We start from the raw sequence: 20,914 nt of genomic DNA, 5'->3' as shown, positions 1-20,914 counted from the left end.
CGCACTCTCTATGATCGAAAAGGGTGGACAAATTGCCCTACCCCCACCGCCTCCCCGTCTACAACGCCTCGACGCGCGCGAAATCCAGCGCGGTGGCCAGCCGCCGCTCGGCCTCGCCGAGCCGCGTGAACACCAGCACATCCTCCGCCCGCGCCGGCCACGTCTGCCCGTCGGTGAGATGCACGATCCGCCGCGCGATCCCCGGGCCGCCATCGACGAAGCGCACGCCTGCCGGCACCAGCGCCGCCATCTCCGGCTCCAGCAATGGGAAATGGGTGCAGGCATTGACGATCACGTCGATCTTCGCCCCGCCGGGCTGCGCGAAAAGCCCGTCCAGCTCGCGCGCCAGCGCCGCCGGGTCGGGCGCAGCCCCCGCCAGCTTCGCCTCCGCGATCTCGACCAGCGCCGCCGAGCCATAACGCAAGACCGTGCAATCGCTCGCGAACCGTGCCGTCAGGTCGTCGACATACGGCTGGCGCACCGTCGCCGCGGTGCCGAGCACCCCGATCACCCGCGACCGGCTCATCGCCGCCGCCGGCTTGATCGCGGGCACGGTGCCGACCACCGCGACATCGAGAGCGGCGCGCACCGCCGCCAGCGCGATCGTCGATGCGGTATTGCACGCGATCACCACCAGCCGCGGCCGATAGCGCTCGACCAGCCGCCCCAGCAGCGCCGGCACCCGCGCGGCGATCTCCGCTTCGCTGCGCGTGCCGTACGGGAAGCCGGCCGAATCGGCGGCGTAGACGATCGGCGCTTGCGGCAGCAGCACGCGCGTCGGCGCCACCACCGACAGGCCGCCGACGCCGGAGTCGAAGAACAGGATCGGTGCGTTATCGGTCACATCGCCGTCTAGTCTTGATCGACCGCGCAGGGCAACGCTGCCGGTGGCGTACCCGAAATGTTTCGGCTAAAGATCGCGCTCGAGGGGGATCGAACACTGCCGACCGAGATCATCTGGATAGCGCCCGTGGCGGCCTTGCTGATCGGCTATGTGCTCGGCTCGATCCCGTTCGGCGTCATACTGACGCGGATGACGGGCGCTGGCGACCTGCGCCAGATCGGCTCGGGCAATATCGGCGCCACCAACGTGCTCCGCACCGGGCGCAAGGGACTGGCGGCGGCGACATTGCTGCTCGATCTCGCCAAGGGGCTCGGCGCGGTGCTGCTGGTCGCATGGCTGTGGCCCGGCGAGCAACCGCTTGCCGCGGCGGGTGCGCTGATCGGGCATTGCTATCCGGTGTGGCTGCGGTTCCGCGGCGGCAAGGGCGTCGCGACGTTGATGGGGGTCGCGCTCGGCCTCGGCTGGCCGCTCGGGCTGGTGTTCGCGATCCTCTGGCTCGGGCTGCTCGCAATCACGCGCATCTCGTCGCTGGCGGGGATGGCGGCGGCGATCAGCACGCCGGTGACCGCCGCGATCCTCGGCGACTTCGATCTGGTGCCGCTGCTGATGGCGCTGGCGGCGATCGTGCTGTGGAAGCACCGTGCCAACATCGCGCGGCTGGTCGACGGGACCGAGCCGCGCGTCGGCGGTTCGAAGAGCACGCCCGCGGACGGCGAAGTGGCCGGAGACACCGGTGGATGACACGATTGCACGGCTGCGGTTGATCCGCACGCCGTCGATCGGGCCGGTCAGTTACCGACAATTGCTGGCGCGGTTCGGCACCGCGGCGGCGGCGCTCGACGCCTTGCCCGATCTCGCGCGCCGTGGCGGCGGACGCATCCCGGCCCCGCCGTCGATCGCCGCGGTCGAGCGGGAGCGGCAGTTGGTCGACCGGCTCGGCGCGCGGCTGCTGTTCCTCGGCGATCCGGACTACCCCGCGCTGCTCGCCGAGATCGACAATGCTCCCGCGGTGCTGACGGTGCGCGGCGACCTCTCGCTGGTGCGGCGCACGCCGGTGGCGTTGGTCGGTGCGCGCAACGCCTCGGCGGCGGCGTGCCGCTTCGCTCGCGGGCTGGCGCAGGAACTGGCCGCGGAGGGCGCCAGTGTCGTCTCCGGGCTTGCGCGCGGGATCGACACCGCCGCCCATGACGGCGCGGGCGCCGCGACGATCGCGGTGATCGCGGGCGGGATCGACATCATCTATCCGCCCGAAAACGAAGCGCTTCAGGAGCGGATCGCCACTCACGCGCTGCTGGTCGCCGAGATGCCGCCCGGCACCGAGCCCCGCGCGCGCCACTTCCCGCACCGGAACCGTATCATTGCCGGGCTAGCGCTCGGCACGGTGGTGGTGGAGGCCGCGCCGAAATCGGGCTCGCTCATCACCGCGCGGCTGGCGGGCGAGCAGGGGCGCGAGGTGATGGCGGTGCCCGGCCATCCCTCCGATCCCCGTGCGCAAGGCTGCAACGCGCTGATACGCGAGGGCGCGACCTTGATCCAGAACGCCGCCGACGTCCTCGAACAACTACGCCCGATCGACGCCCGCGCCGCGGTCCGCGCGCACGCGCCGACATGGGGGCGCCACCGCCGGAGGACGCCAGCGACGCCGAGCGCGCGCGGGTCGCCTCGTTGCTCGGCCCGGTTCCGGTGGCGGTCGACGAACTGGTCCGCCAATCCGGCTGCGCCCCCGCGGTCGTGCAGATGGTCCTGCTGGAACTCGAACTCGCCGGACGGCTCGAGCGTCACGCGGGTGGACGGGCGAGCCTGTCATGACTGCCTGTCGCTCCGAACCTGGTCGAAACCCCTGTCACGCTATGACCGTCATGCCGGACACGTTCCGGCATCCACCCGTCCGCGAACATGCAACTAGTTGATCTTGCGGCATGGGGGGACCCCGGAGCAGGTCCGGGGTGACGATGTGATCGAAGCGACCTTGAGAATCCTGCAAAGCTCGCGACGTGATCCGGGCCGACGAAACCAGGCCGCTTCTCACACACCCTTGACGCCCCCCGCCGCTCCCCTTCACCCTCGCACGTACGTGTGAGGCTCCCTAGTTAGGCAACAATGCAGCTCGTCATCGTCGAATCGCCCGCCAAGGCCAAAACCATCGAGAAGTATCTCGGCTCGGACTATCGCGTCCTCGCCAGCTACGGCCACGTCCGCGACCTGCCGCCGCGCGACGGGTCGGTGAACCCCGACGAGGGGTTCGCGATGGAGTGGGAAAACTACGCCGACAAGGCCAAGCAGCTCAAGGCGATCGCCGATCTCGCCAAGACCGCCGACCGCCTGATCCTCGCCACCGACCCCGATCGCGAGGGAGAGGCGATTTCTTGGCACGTCCAGGAGGTGCTCGCCAAGCGCAAGGCACTGCCCAAGGACGTCCAGCGCGTCACCTTCAACGCGATCACCAAACAAGCGGTGACGCAGGCGATGCAGGCGCCGCGTGCGCTCGATACCGACCTGATCGACGCCTATCGCGCCCGCCGCGCGCTCGATTATCTGGTCGGCTTCACGCTGTCGCCGGTGCTGTGGCGCAAGCTGCCCGGCGCGAAATCGGCGGGGCGCGTCCAGTCGGTGGCGTTGCGGCTGATCGTCGATCGCGAGCGCGAGATCGAGGCGTTCCGCGCGCAGGAATATTGGTCGGTCATCGCGGAGTTCGAGCAGGACGGCACGCCGTTCGCCGCGCGGCTGGTGCAATGGCAGGGCAAGAAGCTCGACCGCCTCTCGATCGGCAGCGAGGGTGACGCGCTCAAGGCCAAGGCCGATGTCGAGGCCGGCAACTTCTCGGTCCAGTCGGTTGAGACCAAGCCGGCGACACGCAACCCGCCGCCGCCCTTCACCACCTCGACGCTCCAGCAAGAGGCGGCGCGCAAGCTCGGCTTCTCCGCCGATCACACGATGCGGATCGCGCAGCAGCTCTACGAGGACGGCGCGATCACCTATATGCGGACCGATGGCGTGCAGATGGACGGCAGCGCCATCTCCGCCGCGCGCGCCGCGATCGTCGATCGCTATGACGGCGGCTACATTCCCGACAAGCCGCGCCAGTATCAGACAAAGGCCAAGAACGCACAGGAAGCGCACGAGGCGATCCGCCCGACCGATTTCACGAAGGACCGCGTCGGTTCGGTCGACCACGCCCGGCTGTACGACCTTGTCTGGAAGCGTGCGCTCGCGTCGCAGATGGCTTCGGCGCGGATGGAGCGTACCACGATCGAGCTGGCCGACGGCACCGGGCGCAACGTGCTGCGCGCCACCGGGCAGGTCGTGCTCTTCCCCGGCTATCTCGCGCTCTACGAGGAGGGGCAGGACGATTCGCAGGACGAGGACGCCAAGCGCCTCCCGCGGATGCGCGAGGGCGATGCCCCTGCGAAGAAGGACGTGCTCGCCGAGCAGCATTTCACCCAGCCGCCGCCGCGCTTCTCCGAGGCGTCGCTGGTCAAGCGCATGGAAGAATTGGGGATCGGTCGCCCGTCGACCTATGCCTCGATCATCAAGACGCTCAAGGACCGCGCCTATGTGCGCGTCGAGAAGAACCGCTTCTTCGCGGAGGAGAGCGGGCGGCTGGTGACGGCGTTCCTCGAACGCTTCTTCGAGAAATATGTCGGCTTCGACTTCACTGCGGAGTTGGAAGAGGAGCTGGACGACGTGTCCGGCGGCCGCGCGCAATGGCAGGCGGTGCTGGAAGCGTTCTGGCGCGACTTCAAGCCGCGCACCGCCGAGGTGATGGAGCAGAAGCCGAGCGAGGTCACCGCCGCGCTCGACCAGTTCCTTGCACCATACCTGTTCCCCGAAAAGGCGGACGGCAGCGATCCGCGCCTCTGTCCGGCATGCCATGCCGGGCAACTCGCGCTGCGCGGCGGCAAGTTCGGCGCGTTCATCGCGTGCAGCAATTACCCCGACTGCAAGTTCACGCGCCGCTTCGCGCAGGGCGGCGACGCGGCGGCGGAGGAAACCGGGCCGGAGACTCTCGGCCAGGATCCCGAGACCGGACTGCCCGTCGAGCGCAAGAGCGGGCGGTTCGGCCCGTACATCCAGCTCGGCGAAGGCAAGGAAGCGAAGCGCGCCTCGATCCCCAAGGACATCGGCGAGCTCGACCTCGAGATGGCGCTGCGTTTGCTCAACCTTCCGCGCACCATCGGACAACATCCGGAGACGGGTCTGCCCATCAACGCGAGCATCGGCCGCTATGGGCCGTACCTCGTGCACGACGGCAAATATGCGCGACTTTCGTCAACATCCGAGGTGTTCGAGACCGGCATGAACGCCGCGGTGGTCAAGCTGGCCGAGGCCGCGGCAGGCGGCGGTCGCCCCGCCCGCGGTGCGGCGCGCGCCCCGCTCAAGGTGCTCGGGCCTCACCCGCGGACCGAGGCCGAAATCAAGCTGATGGAAGGCCGCTACGGCCCCTATGTCACTGACGGCACGACCAATGCGACGCTCCCGAAGACGATCGCGCCGGACCAGCTCACGCTGGAGGAAGCCGCGCAACTGATCGACGACCGCGCGGCAGCCGCGCCGGCGGGCAAGACGAAGAAGAAGGCGCCAGCGAAGAAGGCCGCGGCGAAGAAGCCGGCCGCGAAGAAAGCGCCAGCCAAGAAAGCGCCAGCCAAGAAAGCCGCCGCGGAGGAATGACATAAGCCGTCATTGCGAGCGAAGCGAAGCAATCCAGGGCGTCGTGGTCCGGCCCTGGATTGCTTGGCTGCGCTCGCAATGACGGCCGAAGAGGCCGCCGGCGGCAAAGCCGCCGGCATGACGTCGGACGGGATCGGCTCCGCCGCCCCGCCGGCCGGACCGGTCGTTGCGCTACGCGCACCGCCGCGGGCGTAGCCGCGGCAACGACCGGTCACATCTTTTCCAGCAATTCCTTGATCGACACGAACGCGAACCCGACCGAGCTGTCGGCGATCCCGTACGGCATGAACAGCTTGTCGCCGTGCTTCATCGCACCGCACGTATAGACCACGTTCGGCACATAGCCTTCGCGATCCTGATCCGCCGCTGCCAGGATCGGCGAGCGCGTCCGTCCAATGATCCGCGCCGGATTCTCCTTGTCGAGCAACGCCGCGCCGATCGAATACTTCCGCATCGCACCCACGCCGTGCGTCAGCAACAGCCAGCCCTCGTCGATCTCGATCGGCGGCCCGCAATTGCCGATCTGGACGAACTCCCATGGAAACACCGGCTTGAGGATCAACTCGCCGTCGTCCCAATGCGTCAGGTCACTGGTGCGCAGCAGATACAGGTTCTCGCCATCCTGCCGACCGATCGACAGATACTCGCCGCCCACCTTGCGCGGGAACAGCGCGATGCCCTTGTTGCGCGCCGCGCTGCCGGTCATCGGGATCAGGTCGAATGCGCGGAAATCGCGCGTCCGCAACAGCTCGGACTGGATCGTCGCGCCATTATAAGCGGTATAGGTGCCTAACCATTCCTGCGTCCCGTCATCGTGCGTGAAGTGCACGAGCCGCAGGTCTTCCAACCCCTTGGACTGCGCATCGGTGATCGGGAAGATCACCGTGCCCGACAGCGTGCTGTCACGGTGGCGATGGACGGTCACCGGCCCGCTGGGTGGCGCTTCCTCGTCGGTGCCGGTCGCGTCGGTCGCGGTGGCGAACGGCGGCTCCGGGGCCAGCTTCAACTCGTTGTTGCTGGTGATGATCCCCTCACGGAACGCGACCGAGGAGATATGCCCCTCTCCCACCGCACGCAGCGACATGACGATCCGCTGCGCACCGTCCTCCATCCCCGACTGATCGGGATGCGACACCGCGCTGGGGTTCATCAGCGCGGCGGCGGCATAGCTGTATTCGTGACAGAAATACGCGCCGATCAGCTGCCGCTTCTCGTCCGAGATGCGGCTGCCGTCGAGATCGTGCGCCGCCGCGATCTCGTCGTAGCGGGTCATGAACACGCGTCGCGTCTGCCAGTGGCGCGCCTCGAAATCCTTCAGCACCAGGTCGAGCTGGTCACGCGCCTCTTGCGGCGACATGTCCATGACCTCGCTGATCAGCCGCTGCGAGCGGCTGACGCCGTTGGCATTGGCGATCCAGCCGATGTGAAAGGGGCGCACCACGACGCGCGACGGATCGGCATGCAGACGCAGCCGGTGGTTGAACAGCTCCAAGGACCAGCCTCGTCTTTAGGGACGTCGAACGCGAACGTCGCCGCCATCAGGCGGAGACGCGCACCGTCCCTGCCACTTTTCCAACGCGCTTTGAAAGCCCCGAAATCGCACAGGACGCCATTTGTAACGCAAGGATCGACTCGGCGCCCTGATTGCGGTTGAGCCCGGTCGGCATCAGCCCGTCGAAACAGCCACCATCGCGATGCGTCGCCAGCGGCAGGTCGAGATCGTTGACGCCAAGATACCAGTCGTAAGCGCGCTTCGCTTCCGCATACCAGCGCGCATCGCCGGTCGCATCGAAGGCCGCCGCGCAGGCATCGATCGTCGCCTGCGCCTCGAGCGGCTGCTGGTCGAACGGCAACGGCTCCTCATAGATGCGCCCGAAGCTTTCCGAGCCGACCGCGCGGAAATGCCCCTCCGGCGCAGTCTGGCGCGCGACGATCCAGTCGAGCGTATCGAGCCCGCACGCGATCAGATCGGCGCGGTTGAGCGCCAGACCGGCGCGTAGCATCGCCTCGGGCAACCGCGCATTGTCATAGGCAAGCACGATCTCGAACCAGCACCATTCCGGCCGCCGTGCCGCGTCGAGCAATGCGAGATGCTCGTCTGGGAAACGGCGCAGGATCTGCAATGCCATGTCATGCCGTGGCGACGCCTCCAGCATCGCCGCCGCACCGAGCATCGCAAAGGCTTGCGCGCGCGGGCTGCCAAGGTCGAGTGCGAGGCTGGCGGTATTGTCGAACATCGCGGTCGCCCAATCGCGGTGCTTGGGCTCGTGCGCATCACGCGCCGTCACGCCCAGCGCCCAGAGCGCACGACCGTTCGAGTCCTCGGACCCGACGTCCTCGCACCATGTCCGGTCGAAGTTCATGAAGTTACGGAAACGCCGCGCGTCGGGGTTCCAGGCGAACTGCACGAACGACGCATAGATCGTCATCCATTTGTCGCGGGTCTCGGCGTCGAGGTCCTCGATCGCGCTCATCAGCATCAGCGCGCGCGCATTGTCATCGATACAATAACCGTGCCGGCGATCGGGCACCGAGAAGATCGAATGCTGGAGCATCCCCGTGGCGTCGCTCATCCGCTCGACGGCGGAGATATCGGGAGCCAACACCTGTTTGTCGGCCTTGCCGGGGTGCGGAAGCCGTTGCGTCCGCGTCGACAGACTGGCGATCAGTTCGTCCATTGCCTTCTCCACCACGCGCGGCCAGATCATCGTCCGGCCCCGCGCATAAGCCCGGGCCGACAGCCGCGCGAGATTGCGCGCGCTGCCGAGCAGGTCGTTGATCTCGCGTGCGAACGCGGCCGGGTCGCGGAAATCGACCAGAACGCCGTGTCCATCGGCAAGGATTTCGGTGGCATGGACATACGGGGTCGAAACCACCGCCTTGCCGACGCCGACCGCATAGCTGAGCGTACCGCTCGTGATCTGTGCGGGGTTAAGATAGGGCGTGGCGTAGATATCCGCCGCTTGCAGGTAATCGATCAGGTCGTCGTGGTCGACGAACGCATCGATGAAGGCGACGTTCGCGCCGACACCCAGTTCCTCGGCACGCGCCTTGAGCGAATCACGATATTTCTCGCCCTCGTGCGCGACGAGATTGGGGTGCGTCGCGCCGAGCACGACATACATCGCCTCCGGGTGACGTTCGACGACCGACGGCATCGCCTCGATGATCGTCTCGATCCCCTTGCCCGGCGCCAGAAGGCCGAAGGTCAGGATCACGCGACGACCGTCCCAGCCGAACCGTGCCTTGAACGAATCCGGTTCGGCGAATGGGCGGTCAGGGACGCCGTGCGGGATCGTCGCGATCTGCTTCGGATTCGCGCCATAGACGCGCTCGAGGATCTCGCGCCCGCGCTCGGCCATCACGATCACCTTGGCGGCGCGGCGCAGCAGCCCTTCGAGCACCGTCCGCTCGGCAGCGCTCGGCTTTTCGAGAACGGTATGCAGCGTGACGATCAGCGGCAGCGATACACGGTCGAGCAACGCGAGGATGTGGCCACCCGCCTCGCCGCCGAAGATGCCATATTCATGCTGGAGCCACAGCACCTGCGCACCGCTGGTCTCGATCGCCCGCGCCGTAGAGACATAAGCGTCTCGGTCGTGCTGCGGGATCGTGCCGACCACCGCCGCGGGATAATCGTAGCGACCGGGGTGGTCGTCCATCGCGTAGACGTCGACCTGCATGTCCGGAAAACGGCTGCGCAGCGCCTGGTAGGTATCGGTGGTGAAGGTCGCGATCCCGCACTTTCGTGGCAGGAAGTTACCGATCAGCGCAATGTGCCCGACGTTCAGCGCCCCGGTCGACTGCTTCATCCCCTTGCCTTTGCGATGATTACGGCGCCCGTTGCGCGCGTGTTCGTAAAGTGAACCATCTGTCCGACGAAAGGTTGCCAAATTTCCGCAGCGCAGCATTCGCGAACGGGTTGATCGCGATCAGTCACCCTCGCCCGCGATATGGGGCAACACCCTGATCGGGCAGCCACAAATCCGCCGGCGCCGCCCCGGATTGCCAGAAGACGTCGATCGGCATTCCACCACGCGGATACCAATAGCCACCGATCCGCAGCCATTGCGGCCGCATCTCGCGGAACAGCCGTTCACCGATCCCGACCGTGCAATCCTCGTGGAAGGCGGCATGGTTCCGGAACGAGCCGAGGAATAGCTTCAGCGACTTGGATTCGACGATCGTCTCGGCGGGCGCATAGTCGATCACCAGGTGCGCGAAGTCCGGCTGTCCGGTCACCGGGCACAGCGAGGTGAATTCGGGCTGCGTGAAGCGCACCAGATAGGTTTGCGCCGGACGCGGATTTGGAACGTAATCGAGCACCGCTTCGTCGGGCGAAGCGGGCAATGTGCTGGTCTGGCCAAGATGCATGGGGGTCATGCGCGCGCACATAAGACGTGGCGTGGGCAATTGCGACCTGTTCCAAGCCGTCGCGCTGGCGCTATGGAGAAGGCCATGACCGCTCTCGTCTCCACCGAATGGCTTGCCGCGCACGCGGACACGCCGGGCCTTCGCATCCTCGATGCCAGCTATCACGTCGGCCTGCCCGGCGAAGCGCCGCGTGACGCCGCCGCCGAGTTCGCCGCCGGGCATATTCCGGGCGCGACCTTCATGGACCTTGCCGCCTTCGCCGAACCGGACGCACCTTTGCCCTCGACGATGCCCGGCACCGCACATTTCGCGAAGCTGGCCGGGCGGCTCGGGCTGCGCAGCGACGACCGGATCGTGCTCTACGACGATGCGCCGCACCGCACCGCCGCACGCGCGTGGGTGATGCTGCGTGCGTTCGGCTTCACCGATGTCGCGCTCTTGGACGGTGGGCTGGCGAAGTGGAAGGCGGAAGGTCGTCCGCTGGAGCAAGGGGCAGCGCCGGTCACGCCCACGACGGTCGATGTGCCCCGTTCGGGCATCGGCCTGCTCGATCTCGCCGCGATGCGCGCGCTCCAGTCGGGCGGCACCACACAGATCGTCGACGCGCGTTCGGCGGCGCGCTTCACCGGGGCGGAGGCCGATCCCCGCCCCGGCGTCGCGCCCGGCCACATCCCCGGCTCGCGCAACCTGCCCTATCCGCAGCTCTTTGACGTCGACGGGACGTGGAAGCAGGGCGATGCGCTCGCGGCGGCCTTCACCGCCGCCGGGGTCGATCTCGACCGCCCGTTGGCGATGACCTGCGGCTCGGGGATCACCGCCAGCGTGCTTGCGTTCGGTGCGCATCTGCTCGGACGCGACGCGGCGGTCTATGACGGTAGCTGGACCGAGTGGGGCGGCGATCCCGCGACGCCCAAGGCGACGGGGGACGCATGAGCGCACGCGACGATATCCGGCCGGCAACGCGGCTGGTCACCGGCGGCCGACGCAAGGAATGGACCGCCGGGGTGGTCAACACGCCCGTATGGCGCGCGTCGACGATCCTCTACGACGATGTCGCGCACCTGCGTGCGACCGGTGCGCGCGACACGCACCACCGGCTGTTCTACGGCCGCCGCGGCACGCCGACGCAATGGAGCCTCGCCGACGCGCTGACCGAGCTGGAGCCGGGCGCCGAGGGGACGTTCCTCTATCCCTCGGGCGTCGCCGCGGTGTCGGCGTGCCTGCTCACGCTCCTGTCGCCCGGCGACGAATTGCTGCTGGTCGACAGCGCCTATGACCCGACCCGCGCGCTCGCCGACAAGTTGCTCGCCCGGATGGGGGTGGCGACGCGCTATTACGATCCGCTGATCGGCGCCGGCATCGCCGACCTGATCAGCGAGCGCACGCGCGTGATCTTCATGGAAAGCCCCGGCAGCCTGACCTTCGAGGTGCAGGACGTCCCCGCGATCGTTGCCGCCGCAAGGGCGCGCGGCGTCGCGACCGTGATCGACAACACATGGGCGACTCCCTGCTGTTCCCGGTCATCGGGTTGGGCGTCGATTATTCGATCCTCGCCTGCACCAAATATATCGGCGGCCATTCCGACGTCATGATGGGCTCGGTCACCGCTGCACCGGGACACTTCGCCGCGTTGCGCGACACCAGCTTCCAGCTTGGGCAGGTGATCAGCGCCGACGACGCCTATCTCGCCGCACGCGGCCTGCGCACGATGGGGGTGCGGCTGGAGCGCCACGAAACCAGCGCACTGCGCATCGCCGAATGGCTGGCGGCACGCCCCGAAGTCGCGCGCGTCCTGCACCCAGCACTACCCACCTGTCCCGGCCACGACCTGTGGCGGCGCGACTTCAAGGGCGCGGCGGGGTTGTTCGCCTTCGCGCTGGCGGGCGGCGGCGACACCGCCCGTACCGCCCTGATCGACACGCTCGACCTGTTCGGAATCGGCTACAGCTGGGGCGGGTTCGAAAGCCTCGCGGTCCCGATCGACCCGCAGCGCCACCGCACCGCCACCACCCCCGACTTCGCCGGGCCGCTGGTGCGGTTGCAGATCGGGCTCGAAGACCCCGACGACCTGATCGCCGACCTCGACCGCGGGCTGGCCGCGTGGCGCGCGGCGCAGGCGTGACCAATGTCGGCGCCCTGCTCGAGATGGTACCGGCGCAGGCCGACCTGATCGAGCTGGCGGCGGCCGGAGCGCTGGTGATCGCGGCGCTGGCGCTGGGCGTCATGGCACAGCGGATCGTCGGCGCGCGCACCGCCGCGTGGTGGCGCGCGCGCGTCGGCGCGCATGTCGAGGGGCTGAGCCCGCGCATCGCGACGATCATCCGCCACGGCAGCGCGGTGGTGCTGCTCGCGTTGATCTACGCCGTCTGGCCATGGGGTCCGCTGGCGGCGGCGGCGATCGGCTTCGCGATGGCGGCGGCGGGAATGCTGACCGCGCACCAGTTGATGCGCGGCGTCGGTATCCCGCGCTGGGCCGCCTATGTCGTCGAACTGGTCGTGTTCACCGCGATCTTCAGCCATGCCGTCGGCGGTCTGGAGCCGATCACCACCACGCTCGATGCGATCGGGGTAAAGGTCGGCAGCCGCCGCCTGTCGTTGCTGTCGTTGATCGAGGTGCTGGTCATCGTCGTCGCGCTGATGGCGGCGGTGCGCGTCGCCAACCGCCTGACCGCGCACACGATCGCGCACGCCCGCGCGCTGGACCCGACCCAGAAGGTGCTCGCGCAGAAGATCGCCGGGATCGCCGTCGTGGTCTTCGCCTTCCTGTTCGGGATCGACCTGCTCGGCATCGACCTCACCGCCTTCGCGGTCTTCTCGGGCGCGTTCGGGCTCGCGGTCGGCTTCGGGATGCAGAAGACGATCGGCAATCTGATCGCCGGCATCATCCTGCTGCTCGACCGCTCGATCAAGCCCGGTGACGTGATCGCGGTCGGCACCAGCTTCGGCTGGGTCAACAAGATCGGCGTCCGCGCGGTGTCGGTGGTGACGCGCGACGGCAAGGAGCATCTGATCCCGAACGAGGATCTGATGACCCGCGAGGTCGAGAACTGGTCCTATTCCGACCGCAACGTCCGCGTCCGCATCCCGGTGCGCGTCCCTTATGATTGCGACCTGCAGGTCGCGCAGGCGCTGATGCTGCGCGCCGCACGCGAATCGCCGCGCGTGCTCGACTCGCCCAAGCCCAACGTCTGGCTGACCGGCTTCGGCACCGATGGCGCGGAACATGAGATCCTCGCGTGGATCAGCGATCCCGAGAGCGGGGTCGGCAACGTGCGGTCGGACGTGCTCAATCGCTTGTGGACGATGTTCCGCGACGCCGGGATCGGCATGCCGTTCGCGCAGCGCGACATCTACGTGCGAAGCTGGCCCGGCGAAACGCCCGCCGAACCGACGCCCCGGACCTGATCCGGACGCGCTTCTTCCCCACACCGACAGTACGAGAACCGTCGTTCCTGCGCAGGCAGGGACCCATGTCTGTAGAATGCACGAAAGCCATCTGACACACGGCACGCGCGCCTGTGTCAGATGGCCCGATAGGACGAAACAGTCATAGGCCCCTGCCTTCGCAGGGGCGACACCGAGCTTACTGCTGCGGCGTCGGCTGCGCTGGAGCCCTCTGCGCCGGGGTCGTCTGCGCCCCCGCCGGCTGCGCCGGAGCAGCCGCAGCCGCCCCACCGACCGCCGCGCGCGCGTCCTGCCCGTCACCCTGCGGCGCGGCGACGATGTCGCTGGTCGTCTGGCCCTTGTCGATCACGTTGGTCGCCGGATCGCCGACGCCCGAGCGGATGCCCGGTGTCGACGCGCTAGCGCCGCCCGCCTGCTCGACCACGCCCGCCTCGCCCGCGCTGCGCGCCGCCGGGCCGCCGAACAGCGCCTCGATCGCCTGCGCCTGCGGATTGTTCCCCTGCGTGCGCGCGGCGCCCGGCTGCGGCGGGACTAGCGCGAAATCGGGCGGGATGATCAGCGGCGCCTGGCGCGCCACCGCGAATTCGTCGGGGCGGGCGCGGTCGTAACCGCGCTTGCCGCAGCCGGCGAGCAGCCCCAGCGCCGCCATCCCGGCCACCACCACCACAGACTTACGCATGGACATTCTCCGAAACATCGTCGCGCTTCTCGCGGATCAGGAGCGCGCGCACCAGCAGAATCAGCACACCGATCGTGATCGCGGCATCGGCGACGTTGAATACCAGGAACGGCCGCCATTCGCCGAAGTGCAGATCCGCAAAATCGACCACATAGCCCAGCCGCACCCGATCGAGGATATTGCCGAGCGCCCCGCCCAGCACCAGCCCGAGCGCGAGCTGATCGGCACGCTTGCGCTCGCGGAACATCCACACCGCCACCGCGATCGCGATCGCGGCGGTGAAGGCGACCAGCAGCCAGCGCGTCGTGTCGGTCTCGGCGCGTAACATGCCGAGCGACACGCCCTCGTTCTTGGTGAAGCGCAGGTCGAAGATCGGCAGCAACGTACGATACGCGCCGAGAAAATCGATCCGTAGCGGCCCGGTGACCAGCCATTTGACGAACTGGTCGACCGCAAACACCACCGCGGCCAGCAGCAATCCCGCGCGCGGGATCACGCTGCCGTTCCCGTCACATCGGCGCCCGTCACCTCGGCACATCGCGCGCACAGCTCACCATCGCTCGTCACCTCGGGCAGATGCCGCCAGCAGCGTCCGCACTTGTGATAATCGGTGCGCGCCACATCGACGGTCCCCGCCTCGCTCACCTTGGCGACGATGAACAGCTCCGCCAGCGCCTCGGGCGTCAGCGGCAGCTCGGGCACGGTCACCTCCGCCTCCAGGCTCGACCGGATTGTCTTCTCGCGCCGCAACGGCTCAATCGCCTCGGTAACCCGCTCACGCAGACGACGCACCTCAAGCCAGCGTTGCGCGACATCCTCGCCCGTTTCGTCGGGCAGCGTCGGCCATTCGAGGAAATGCACCGAGCTGTCATCGGCCGGGAAACGTGCCTGCCACACTTCCTCGGCGGTGAAGACCAGCACCGGCGCGGCATAGCGCACCAGGGCATGGAACAGCACGTCCAGCATCGTGCGATACGCGCGCCGCTTCACGTCGCCCGGCGCATCGCAATAGAGCGAGTCCTTGCGCACGTCGAAGAAGAACGCCGACAGGTCCTCGTTGCAGAAGTCGGTCAGACGCCGGACGTAGCGGTTGAACTCATAGGAAGTCGCCGCCTCCTTCAATTCGCGATCGAGCGCATGGAGCAGGTGGAGCATGTAGCGCTCCAGCTCCGGCATCTCGGCGACCGGCACCCGCTCGTCGTCGGTGAAGCCATCGAGCGCGCCGAGCAGGTAACGGAAGGTGTTGCGCAGCTTGCGATACGCGTCCGAGGACGTGGCGAGCACCTCCTTGCCGATCCGCACATCGTCGAAATAGTCGGTCGACACCGCCCACAGCCGCAGGATGTCCGCGCCCGATTCGCCGATCACCTTGAGCGGATCGACGACATTGCCGAGCGACTTGGACATCTTCCGTCCCTGCCCATCGAGCGCGAAGCCGTGCGTCAGCACCGCGTCATACGGCGCCCGCCCGCGCGTGCCGCAGCTCTCCAGCAGCGACGACTGAAACCAGCCGCGATGCTGATCCGAGCCTTCGACATACAGGTTCGCGCGCGTGCCCTCGCCATAGCGCGCCTCGACGACGAACGCGTGCGTCGAGCCCGAGTCGAACCAGACGTCGAGGATGTCGTTGACCGGCTCGTAATCGGCGACGTCGTAACCCTCGCCGAGCAGCGCCTGATGGTCGGCAGTGAACCACGCGTCCGCACCACTCGCGCGGAAGGCGGCGATGATCCGTGCATTGACCGCCGGGTCGTTGAGATATTGCCCGCTCTGGCGATGCACGTAGAGCGCGATCGGCACGCCCCACGCACGCTGCCGGCTGATCACCCAATCAGGACGGCCCTCGACCATCGAGCGGATGCGATTCTCGGCGCGGGCCGGAACCCATTGCGTGCGCGAAATGGCATCGAGCGCGAGCTCACGGAGGCTGGCGGCGTTGCCTCCAAGCCCCGCCCCTTGAGGGGAGGGGTTGGGGTGGGGTGGTTGTGGAGCGGGCTCTTTCCCCATCGACCCCGCCCCCGGCCCCTCCCCTGAAGGGGTGGGGGGAGTGGATCGGCCATCCATCGGGATGAACCATTGCGGGGTCGCGCGGAAGATCACCTTCGCCTTCGACCGCCACGAATGCGGATAGCTGTGCGCAAAATCGTCGCTCGCCGACAGCAACCCGCCCGCCGCGCGCAGATCCGAACAGATCGGCCCTTCGGCGCTGACGAACTTCTTGTTGATGACGCTGCCCTGCCCGCCGAGCCACGCCCAGTCGGCGCGGTACATGCCCGCACCATCGACCGCGAACACCGGATCGATCCCGTTCGCCTTGCACAGCAGGAAGTCGTCCTCGCCATGATCCGGCGCCATATGGACGAGGCCGGTGCCGGCATCGGTGGTGACGAAGTCGCCCTCGAGGAACGGCCGCGGCGTCGCGAAGAAGCCGCCCAGATGGTGCATCGGGTGGCGCGCGGTCGCACCCTCCAGCACCGGCCCCTTGATGAGCGCCACGATCTTGCCCATCGGAATGCCGGTGCGCTTGGTGAAGGCAGGCATCAGCGGCTCGGCGACCAGATAGCGCCGCCCGTCGTGCTCGAACTGCAGATAATCGATCGCCGAGCCATAGGCGAGCGCCTGGTTGACCGGGATCGTCCACGGCGTCGTCGTCCAGATCACCGCCAGCGTGCCGGCCAGCCCCGGATATTCGGGGCAGTCGATCACCTCGAACCCGACGTCGATCTGTGTCGAGACCACGTCCTCATATTCGACCTCGGCCTCGGCCAGCGCGGTCTTTTCGACCGGGCTCCACATCACCGGCTTAGCGCCGCGATACAGCTGGCCGCTCTCCGCGAACTTCAGCAGCTCGCCCGCGATCGTCGCCTCGGCCTCGAACTTCATGGTCAGATAGGGGTCGTCCCAATCCCCCATCACGCCCAGCCGCTCGAATTCGTCGCGCTGCACCGATACCCATTTGTCGGCATAGGCGCGGCACTCGGCGCGGAATTGCGCGACCGGCACCTGATCCTTGTCGAGCTTCTTGGCGCGATAGGCTTCCTCGACCTTCCACTCAATCGGCAGCCCGTGGCAGTCCCAGCCCGGCACGTACGGCGCGTCATAGCCCATCAACGAGCGGCTGCGGACGATCACGTCCTTCAGCACCTTGTTCATGGCGTGGCCCATGTGGATGTCGCCATTGGCATAGGGCGGCCCATCGTGGAGGATGAACCGCTCGCGCCCCAGCCGCTGCTGGCGCAGCTGCTGGTACAGCCCGATCCGCTTCCAGCGGTCGAGGATCGCGGGCTCCTTCTGCGCCAGCCCCGCCTTCATCGGGAAGCCGGTCTGCGGCAGGAATACGGTATCGCGCCAATCGCGCGTTGTGTCGGATGCTTCGGCCATGTGTGTGTCAGCCTTAACGGCGGGTCAGTCCGCCAGCAACTCGCGCGCGCGGGCGCAGTCCAGGTCCATCTGCGCGACCAACGCGTCGAGGCTGTCGAACTTGGCCTCGGCGCGCAGCCACTCGATCAGTTCGACTTCGAGCACCTGTCCGTACAGGTCGCCCGAAAAGTCGAAGAAATACGGCTCGAGCAGCTCCTTGGGCGGATCGAACGTGGGTCTTATGCCCAGGTTCGCCGCACCGTTCAGCACCCGCCCGTCCGCCAGCCGCCCGCGCACCGCATAAATGCCGTACGCCGGGCGCAAATATGGCCCCATATCGAGGTTCGCGGTCGGATAACCGATAGTCCGCCCCAGCTTGTCGCCATGCTGGACAATGCCCTCGACCGCGAACGGTCGCGTCAAAAGTCGTGCCGCACCAAGCGGATCGCCGCCGCGAAGCGCCGCGCGGATACGCGTCGACGATACCGGCTCGCCCTCCAGCAGCACCGCACCCACGGTATCGACCGAGAAACCCGCCCGCTCGCCCGCCGCGCGCAACGTCGCGATATTCCCGCTCTTTGCATGGCCGAAGGTGAAATCCTCCCCCGTCACCACGCCGCCGACCTGCAACGCCCCGATCAGCCGCTCGGCGATGAACACATCGGCGGGCAGCGCGGCGAGCGCGGCGTCGAAATGGAACACCACCATGCCGTCCGCCCCCGCCGCCGCGAACAACCGCGCACGCTGGTCGAGCGTCGTCAGCCGGAACGGCTCGGCGTCGGGCCGGAAGTGACGGACCGGGTGCGGATCGAAGGTGGCGACCAGCGCCGGCCGTCCCTCAGCACGCGCACGATCGACCGCACGCGCGACAACCGCCTGATGCCCAAGGTGAAAACCGTCGAAATTGCCCAGCGCGACGATCGCCCCTGCCAGAGCGGCAGGCACCGCCGAGCCGCCGTCAAGCCGCTGCATCGGCCGCCCTTAGCGCCTGCACCGTCACCGTGCCAGCGTTACGAAATCATAGCCCGGCCGCTCGCCTTCCGCCGGATGCGCCACTCGCGTCACCTCGCGCCAACCGGTGAACGCCGGCACCATCGCATCGCCGTCGGGCGAGCAATGAACCTCGGTCAGTTCGATCCGGTCGGCGCGGTCGAGCAGCAGCGCGTAGATTTCCGCGCCCCCGACGACGCTGATGTCGCCCGCGCCCGCTCCCGCGAGCGCCAGCGCCGCCTCGACGTCATGCGCCACCTCCGCCCCGGCGGCGGACCAGTTCCGGTCGCGCGTCAGGACGATGTGCCGCCGGCCGGGCAGTGGCGCGGGGAAGCTCTCGAAGGTCTTGCGCCCCATCACCATCGGCGTGCCCATCGTCAGCGCCTTGAATCGCTTGAGATCCTCCGGCAACCGCCACGGCAGCCGGCCATCGACACCGATGACGCCATTATCGGCGCGCGCGAGAATGAAGATGATCATGCGCGCCGCGCTAGGCGCGAACGGTCGGCGAGAAAAGCGCGCATCACGCCTGATCGAGTCGGCTGGTCAGCGTCCAGCGCGCCTCACCCTCCAGCCCCAGCGCGGTCAGCCGGCCGGTGCGATACGCCCCCGTGTCGATCGCAATGCGATTGAAGCGATACTCCACCTTCGGGACGATCGTGTGCCCGTGCACCACCATCGGTCCATGATCGGCCGCGCTGTTCAGGAAATCCTTGCGGATCCACCGCAGGTCGCGCGCGGTCTGCTCCTCGATCGCGACTCCGGGGCGGATACCGGCATGGACGAACAGATAGTCGCCGATCCGCACCTGCGCGAGCATCGCGCGCAGGAAGGCGATGTGGCGTGACGGGATCGCGGAGCGCAACACACGCGGCAGCGCCTCGGGATCGTCCCAGAAGCGCGTCGGATCGACGCCATAGCTCTCCAGCGTCTCCGCCCCGCCATGGTCGAGCCAGCGCACGACGCCTTCGCTCTCGCCATCCAGGATCGCGAGCAGCATCTCTTCATGATTGCCGCACAGGAAATGGCGCTGTGCGCCGCTGCGATCCTCGGCGATCAGCAACTCGATGACCTTCGCCGATGCCGGCCCGCGGTCGATCACGTCGCCGATCATCACGATGTGCAGCGCCGCTTCACCGCCGCGGCGTTGATGATCCTCCGCGATCCACCCGAGCAGCGGCTCCAGCAAGTCGGCGCGGCCGTGCACGTCGCCGATCGCATAGACGCGCATCCCCGTGGGGATCGCGGCGCGGCGCGGCGGCGGCCATCCGAGCAGTTGGCGCAATCTCCCCATCATGGTGCGAGCAGCTCAGCCGAACAGCATCGTGTCGATGGCGTCGAGCACCGGCGCGCCATGCGCGTGACCGAACCGCGTCGGCAACGGCAAAGGCACCGTATAGCGCCCGGCCCGAACGCGCCGCCCGCCCTCGTTGAAGCGCAGCATCGGCAGCCGGATCTCCGCGCCCTCATCGTGGCTGCGCTTGAGCCGGTGGTTCCCGTCCGCCTCGAACTGATCCAACCCGGAATTGGGCGGCCCGAACCGCGCGGCGGCGCTCTCGGCCGTGTCGCCGATTGAGCGATAGTCGATCAACGCGTCCGCGCCCGACGCGGCCAACTCGGCGCGCACCGAGCGGAAAATCGCGAGGCAGCGAATCAGGCGAAGCGTCAGGGCAGCGGTTCCGGTCACGAGAGGATGATAGCATCGCCATCCTAACCGTACCCTACCGTCCCGGTCGACTGCGATGTGCATCGGCCCCGCTCCGCCGCAGCGTCCACCGTCATCGCCAATGCTCAATAAAAAACGGCGACGCACCCCTGAAGGTACGCCGCCGCTTTTCAGATCGTCACCGTGACGGCGCGTCAGCGCCATCACGATGCCGTGATCAGATCGCCTGCGCGAAACGGACCGCCGGACGACGACGCATCGCGTAACCGACGATGCCGAAGCCCAGGATCATCAGCGCCCAGGTGCCCGGCTCGGGAACCGCGGCGCTCGCACGGAATGCGACGTTGCCGCCGTAGGTCGCGCTGCCGCCTGTCACGGTGCCCTTGACGATCAGCGACTGCGGGTTGTTCTTCGACGGGATCGGCGACAGCGACTCAGCCTGATAGTTGTTCGTGCTGGTCGGGGTCAGCGTCAGGTCGACACCATTCAGCGTCACCTTGGTCAGCACGAAGTTCACCATCGGATCCATGCCCGGCAGGTTGAAGGCGAGCGTGATCAGGCTCGCGCCAACGAAACCCGCCGACGGCACCGTGAACTTGTAGACGTCGGTAAATTCGCCCGTCTTCGATTCCGACGCGAACGCTCCCACGTAGAGACCATTGTTGTTGGTCAGCGGGATGTTCGTTGCTGCCATTGCCGGTGCAGAAACTGCAACCGTCGCCGCTACAACTGCGGCCGCGAAAATCTTCTTCATGCTGGAAACTCCCCTTACACCCTGTTGACGTCCGTCCGTACCACTCACGCGACCCGCCGATCCCGGCGGAGATGAACCGTTGCCACCCGGCCACCCGATGATTCGATGTATCGCACCTTAACGAACCGAAAACCATCGTCTTTTTATCGACATACCGCTTTCCTTGGGCTGTGC

General features: G+C 67.7%; 16 protein-coding genes and 2 pseudogenes. 6 read left to right on the top strand and 12 right to left on the bottom strand.

The window, feature by feature from the left end; all coding sequences use genetic code 11:
* Positions 1-58: 58 nt before the first annotated feature.
* Positions 59-844, bottom strand: coding sequence for a glutamate racemase (gene murI / locus QP166_RS00990; protein ID WP_333914218.1), 786 nt, complete (start codon positions 842-844; stop codon positions 59-61).
* 57 nt (positions 845-901) lie between these two features.
* On the opposite strand from murI, the gene plsY reads away from it, so the two are divergent.
* The 3 genes and pseudogenes from plsY to topA all read left to right on the top strand — a co-directional run bounded on the left by plsY (position 902) and on the right by topA (position 5,512).
* The gene (plsY, locus tag QP166_RS00985; protein ID WP_333914217.1) at positions 902-1,585 is read left to right on the top strand and encodes a glycerol-3-phosphate 1-O-acyltransferase PlsY; all 684 of its coding nucleotides are present in this window, start codon (positions 902-904) and stop codon (positions 1,583-1,585) included.
* Positions 1,578-2,653: pseudogene (gene dprA / locus QP166_RS00980) on the top strand (DNA-processing protein DprA). The gene plsY and the pseudogene dprA overlap by 8 nt, the downstream one beginning before the upstream one ends.
* Before the next feature lie 291 nt (positions 2,654-2,944).
* Positions 2,945-5,512: a type I DNA topoisomerase gene (topA, locus tag QP166_RS00975; RefSeq protein ID WP_333914216.1), complete on the top strand. Its 2,568-nt coding sequence runs from the start codon at positions 2,945-2,947 to the stop codon at positions 5,510-5,512.
* A 211-nt stretch (positions 5,513-5,723) separates the two neighbouring features.
* Here topA and QP166_RS00970 read toward each other — a convergent pair whose 3' ends face one another.
* The 3 genes from QP166_RS00970 to queF form a co-directional block, all read right to left on the bottom strand.
* Positions 5,724-7,004 carry a glycoside hydrolase family 130 protein gene (locus QP166_RS00970; RefSeq protein WP_333914215.1) on the bottom strand — a complete coding sequence of 427 codons (1,281 nt, stop codon included), beginning with the start codon at positions 7,002-7,004 and terminating at the stop codon, positions 5,724-5,726.
* Positions 7,005-7,050: 46 nt separating this feature from the next.
* Positions 7,051-9,324 carry a glycosyltransferase family 4 protein gene (locus tag QP166_RS00965; protein WP_333914214.1) on the bottom strand — a complete coding sequence of 758 codons (2,274 nt, stop codon included), beginning with the start codon at positions 9,322-9,324 and terminating at the stop codon, positions 7,051-7,053.
* A 124-nt stretch (positions 9,325-9,448) separates the two neighbouring features.
* Positions 9,449-9,895: a preQ(1) synthase gene (gene queF, locus QP166_RS00960; RefSeq protein ID WP_333914213.1), complete on the bottom strand. Its 447-nt coding sequence runs from the start codon at positions 9,893-9,895 to the stop codon at positions 9,449-9,451.
* 75 nt (positions 9,896-9,970) lie between these two features.
* On the opposite strand from queF, the gene QP166_RS00955 reads away from it, so the two are divergent.
* The 3 genes and pseudogenes from QP166_RS00955 to QP166_RS00945 all read left to right on the top strand — a co-directional run bounded on the left by QP166_RS00955 (position 9,971) and on the right by QP166_RS00945 (position 13,291).
* On the top strand, positions 9,971-10,819 hold the full coding sequence (locus QP166_RS00955) for a sulfurtransferase (protein WP_333914212.1): 849 nt from the start codon (positions 9,971-9,973) through the stop codon (positions 10,817-10,819).
* Positions 10,816-12,008, top strand: a pseudogene (gene metC / locus QP166_RS00950) (cystathionine beta-lyase). The gene QP166_RS00955 and the pseudogene metC overlap by 4 nt, the downstream one beginning before the upstream one ends.
* Positions 12,005-13,291, top strand: coding sequence for a mechanosensitive ion channel family protein (locus tag QP166_RS00945; RefSeq protein WP_333914211.1), 1,287 nt, complete (start codon positions 12,005-12,007; stop codon positions 13,289-13,291). The pseudogene metC and the gene QP166_RS00945 overlap by 4 nt, the downstream one beginning before the upstream one ends.
* Positions 13,292-13,469: 178 nt before the next feature.
* Here the strand turns inward: QP166_RS00945 and QP166_RS00940 are convergent, their stop codons facing one another.
* Genes QP166_RS00940 through QP166_RS00905 form a run of 8 tightly spaced genes read right to left on the bottom strand, consistent with a single transcriptional unit; the run spans position 13,470 to position 20,740 of the window.
* Positions 13,470-13,970 carry a DUF3035 domain-containing protein gene (locus QP166_RS00940; RefSeq protein WP_333914210.1) on the bottom strand — a complete coding sequence of 167 codons (501 nt, stop codon included), beginning with the start codon at positions 13,968-13,970 and terminating at the stop codon, positions 13,470-13,472.
* Positions 13,963-14,508: a signal peptidase II gene (gene lspA / locus QP166_RS00935; RefSeq protein ID WP_333914209.1), complete on the bottom strand. Its 546-nt coding sequence runs from the start codon at positions 14,506-14,508 to the stop codon at positions 13,963-13,965. The genes QP166_RS00940 and lspA overlap by 8 nt, the downstream gene beginning before the upstream one ends.
* Complete coding sequence (gene ileS / locus QP166_RS00930; RefSeq protein WP_333914208.1) at positions 14,463-17,351, bottom strand: isoleucine--tRNA ligase; 2,889 nt, start codon at positions 17,349-17,351, stop codon at positions 14,463-14,465. Before ileS ends, lspA begins: the two co-directional genes overlap by 46 nt.
* A 24-nt stretch (positions 17,352-17,375) precedes the next feature.
* On the bottom strand, positions 17,376-18,302 hold the full coding sequence (locus tag QP166_RS00925) for a bifunctional riboflavin kinase/FAD synthetase (protein WP_333914207.1): 927 nt from the start codon (positions 18,300-18,302) through the stop codon (positions 17,376-17,378).
* 24 nt (positions 18,303-18,326) lie between these two features.
* On the bottom strand, positions 18,327-18,800 hold the full coding sequence (locus QP166_RS00920; RefSeq protein WP_333914205.1) for a dihydrofolate reductase: 474 nt from the start codon (positions 18,798-18,800) through the stop codon (positions 18,327-18,329).
* Positions 18,801-18,843: 43 nt separating this feature from the next.
* Positions 18,844-19,614, bottom strand: a complete 771-nt coding sequence (locus QP166_RS00915) for a metallophosphoesterase (RefSeq protein WP_333914204.1) — start codon at positions 19,612-19,614, stop codon at positions 18,844-18,846.
* A 15-nt stretch (positions 19,615-19,629) separates the two neighbouring features.
* Positions 19,630-20,190: a hypothetical protein gene (locus tag QP166_RS00910; protein WP_333914203.1), complete on the bottom strand. Its 561-nt coding sequence runs from the start codon at positions 20,188-20,190 to the stop codon at positions 19,630-19,632.
* Positions 20,191-20,203: 13 nt separating this feature from the next.
* Complete coding sequence (locus QP166_RS00905; RefSeq protein WP_333914202.1) at positions 20,204-20,740, bottom strand: FxDxF family PEP-CTERM protein; 537 nt, start codon at positions 20,738-20,740, stop codon at positions 20,204-20,206.
* Between the last annotated feature and the right edge of the window lie 174 nt (positions 20,741-20,914).

Source organism: Sphingomonas sp. LR60 (assembly GCF_036855935.1).
Classification (GTDB): domain Bacteria; phylum Pseudomonadota; class Alphaproteobacteria; order Sphingomonadales; family Sphingomonadaceae; genus Sphingomonas.
The sequence above is the reverse complement of the archived record's forward strand: the minus strand, read 5'-3'. Positions and strand labels throughout refer to the sequence as shown.

What these genes read in the sequence shown, in the direction of transcription:
- queF (WP_333914213.1), bottom strand. Translation starts at nt 9,895, where the DNA reads ATGACCCCCATGCATCTTGGCCAGACCAGCACATTGCCCGCTTCGCCC.
- QP166_RS00920 (WP_333914205.1), bottom strand. Translation starts at nt 18,800, where the DNA reads ATGATCATCTTCATTCTCGCGCGCGCCGATAATGGCGTCATCGGTGTC.
- ileS (WP_333914208.1), bottom strand. Translation starts at nt 17,351, where the DNA reads ATGGCCGAAGCATCCGACACAACGCGCGATTGGCGCGATACCGTATTC.
- QP166_RS00925 (WP_333914207.1), bottom strand. Translation starts at nt 18,302, where the DNA reads ATGCAGCGGCTTGACGGCGGCTCGGCGGTGCCTGCCGCTCTGGCAGGG.
- topA (WP_333914216.1), top strand. Translation starts at nt 2,945, where the DNA reads ATGCAGCTCGTCATCGTCGAATCGCCCGCCAAGGCCAAAACCATCGAG.
- lspA (WP_333914209.1), bottom strand. Translation starts at nt 14,508, where the DNA reads ATGTGCCGAGGTGACGGGCGCCGATGTGACGGGAACGGCAGCGTGATC.
- QP166_RS00915 (WP_333914204.1), bottom strand. Translation starts at nt 19,614, where the DNA reads ATGGGGAGATTGCGCCAACTGCTCGGATGGCCGCCGCCGCGCCGCGCC.
- QP166_RS00905 (WP_333914202.1), bottom strand. Translation starts at nt 20,740, where the DNA reads ATGAAGAAGATTTTCGCGGCCGCAGTTGTAGCGGCGACGGTTGCAGTT.
- QP166_RS00965 (WP_333914214.1), bottom strand. Translation starts at nt 9,324, where the DNA reads ATGAAGCAGTCGACCGGGGCGCTGAACGTCGGGCACATTGCGCTGATC.
- QP166_RS00910 (WP_333914203.1), bottom strand. Translation starts at nt 20,190, where the DNA reads ATGGCGCTGACGCGCCGTCACGGTGACGATCTGAAAAGCGGCGGCGTA.
- QP166_RS00940 (WP_333914210.1), bottom strand. Translation starts at nt 13,970, where the DNA reads ATGCGTAAGTCTGTGGTGGTGGTGGCCGGGATGGCGGCGCTGGGGCTG.
- QP166_RS00955 (WP_333914212.1), top strand. Translation starts at nt 9,971, where the DNA reads ATGACCGCTCTCGTCTCCACCGAATGGCTTGCCGCGCACGCGGACACG.
- plsY (WP_333914217.1), top strand. Translation starts at nt 902, where the DNA reads ATGTTTCGGCTAAAGATCGCGCTCGAGGGGGATCGAACACTGCCGACC.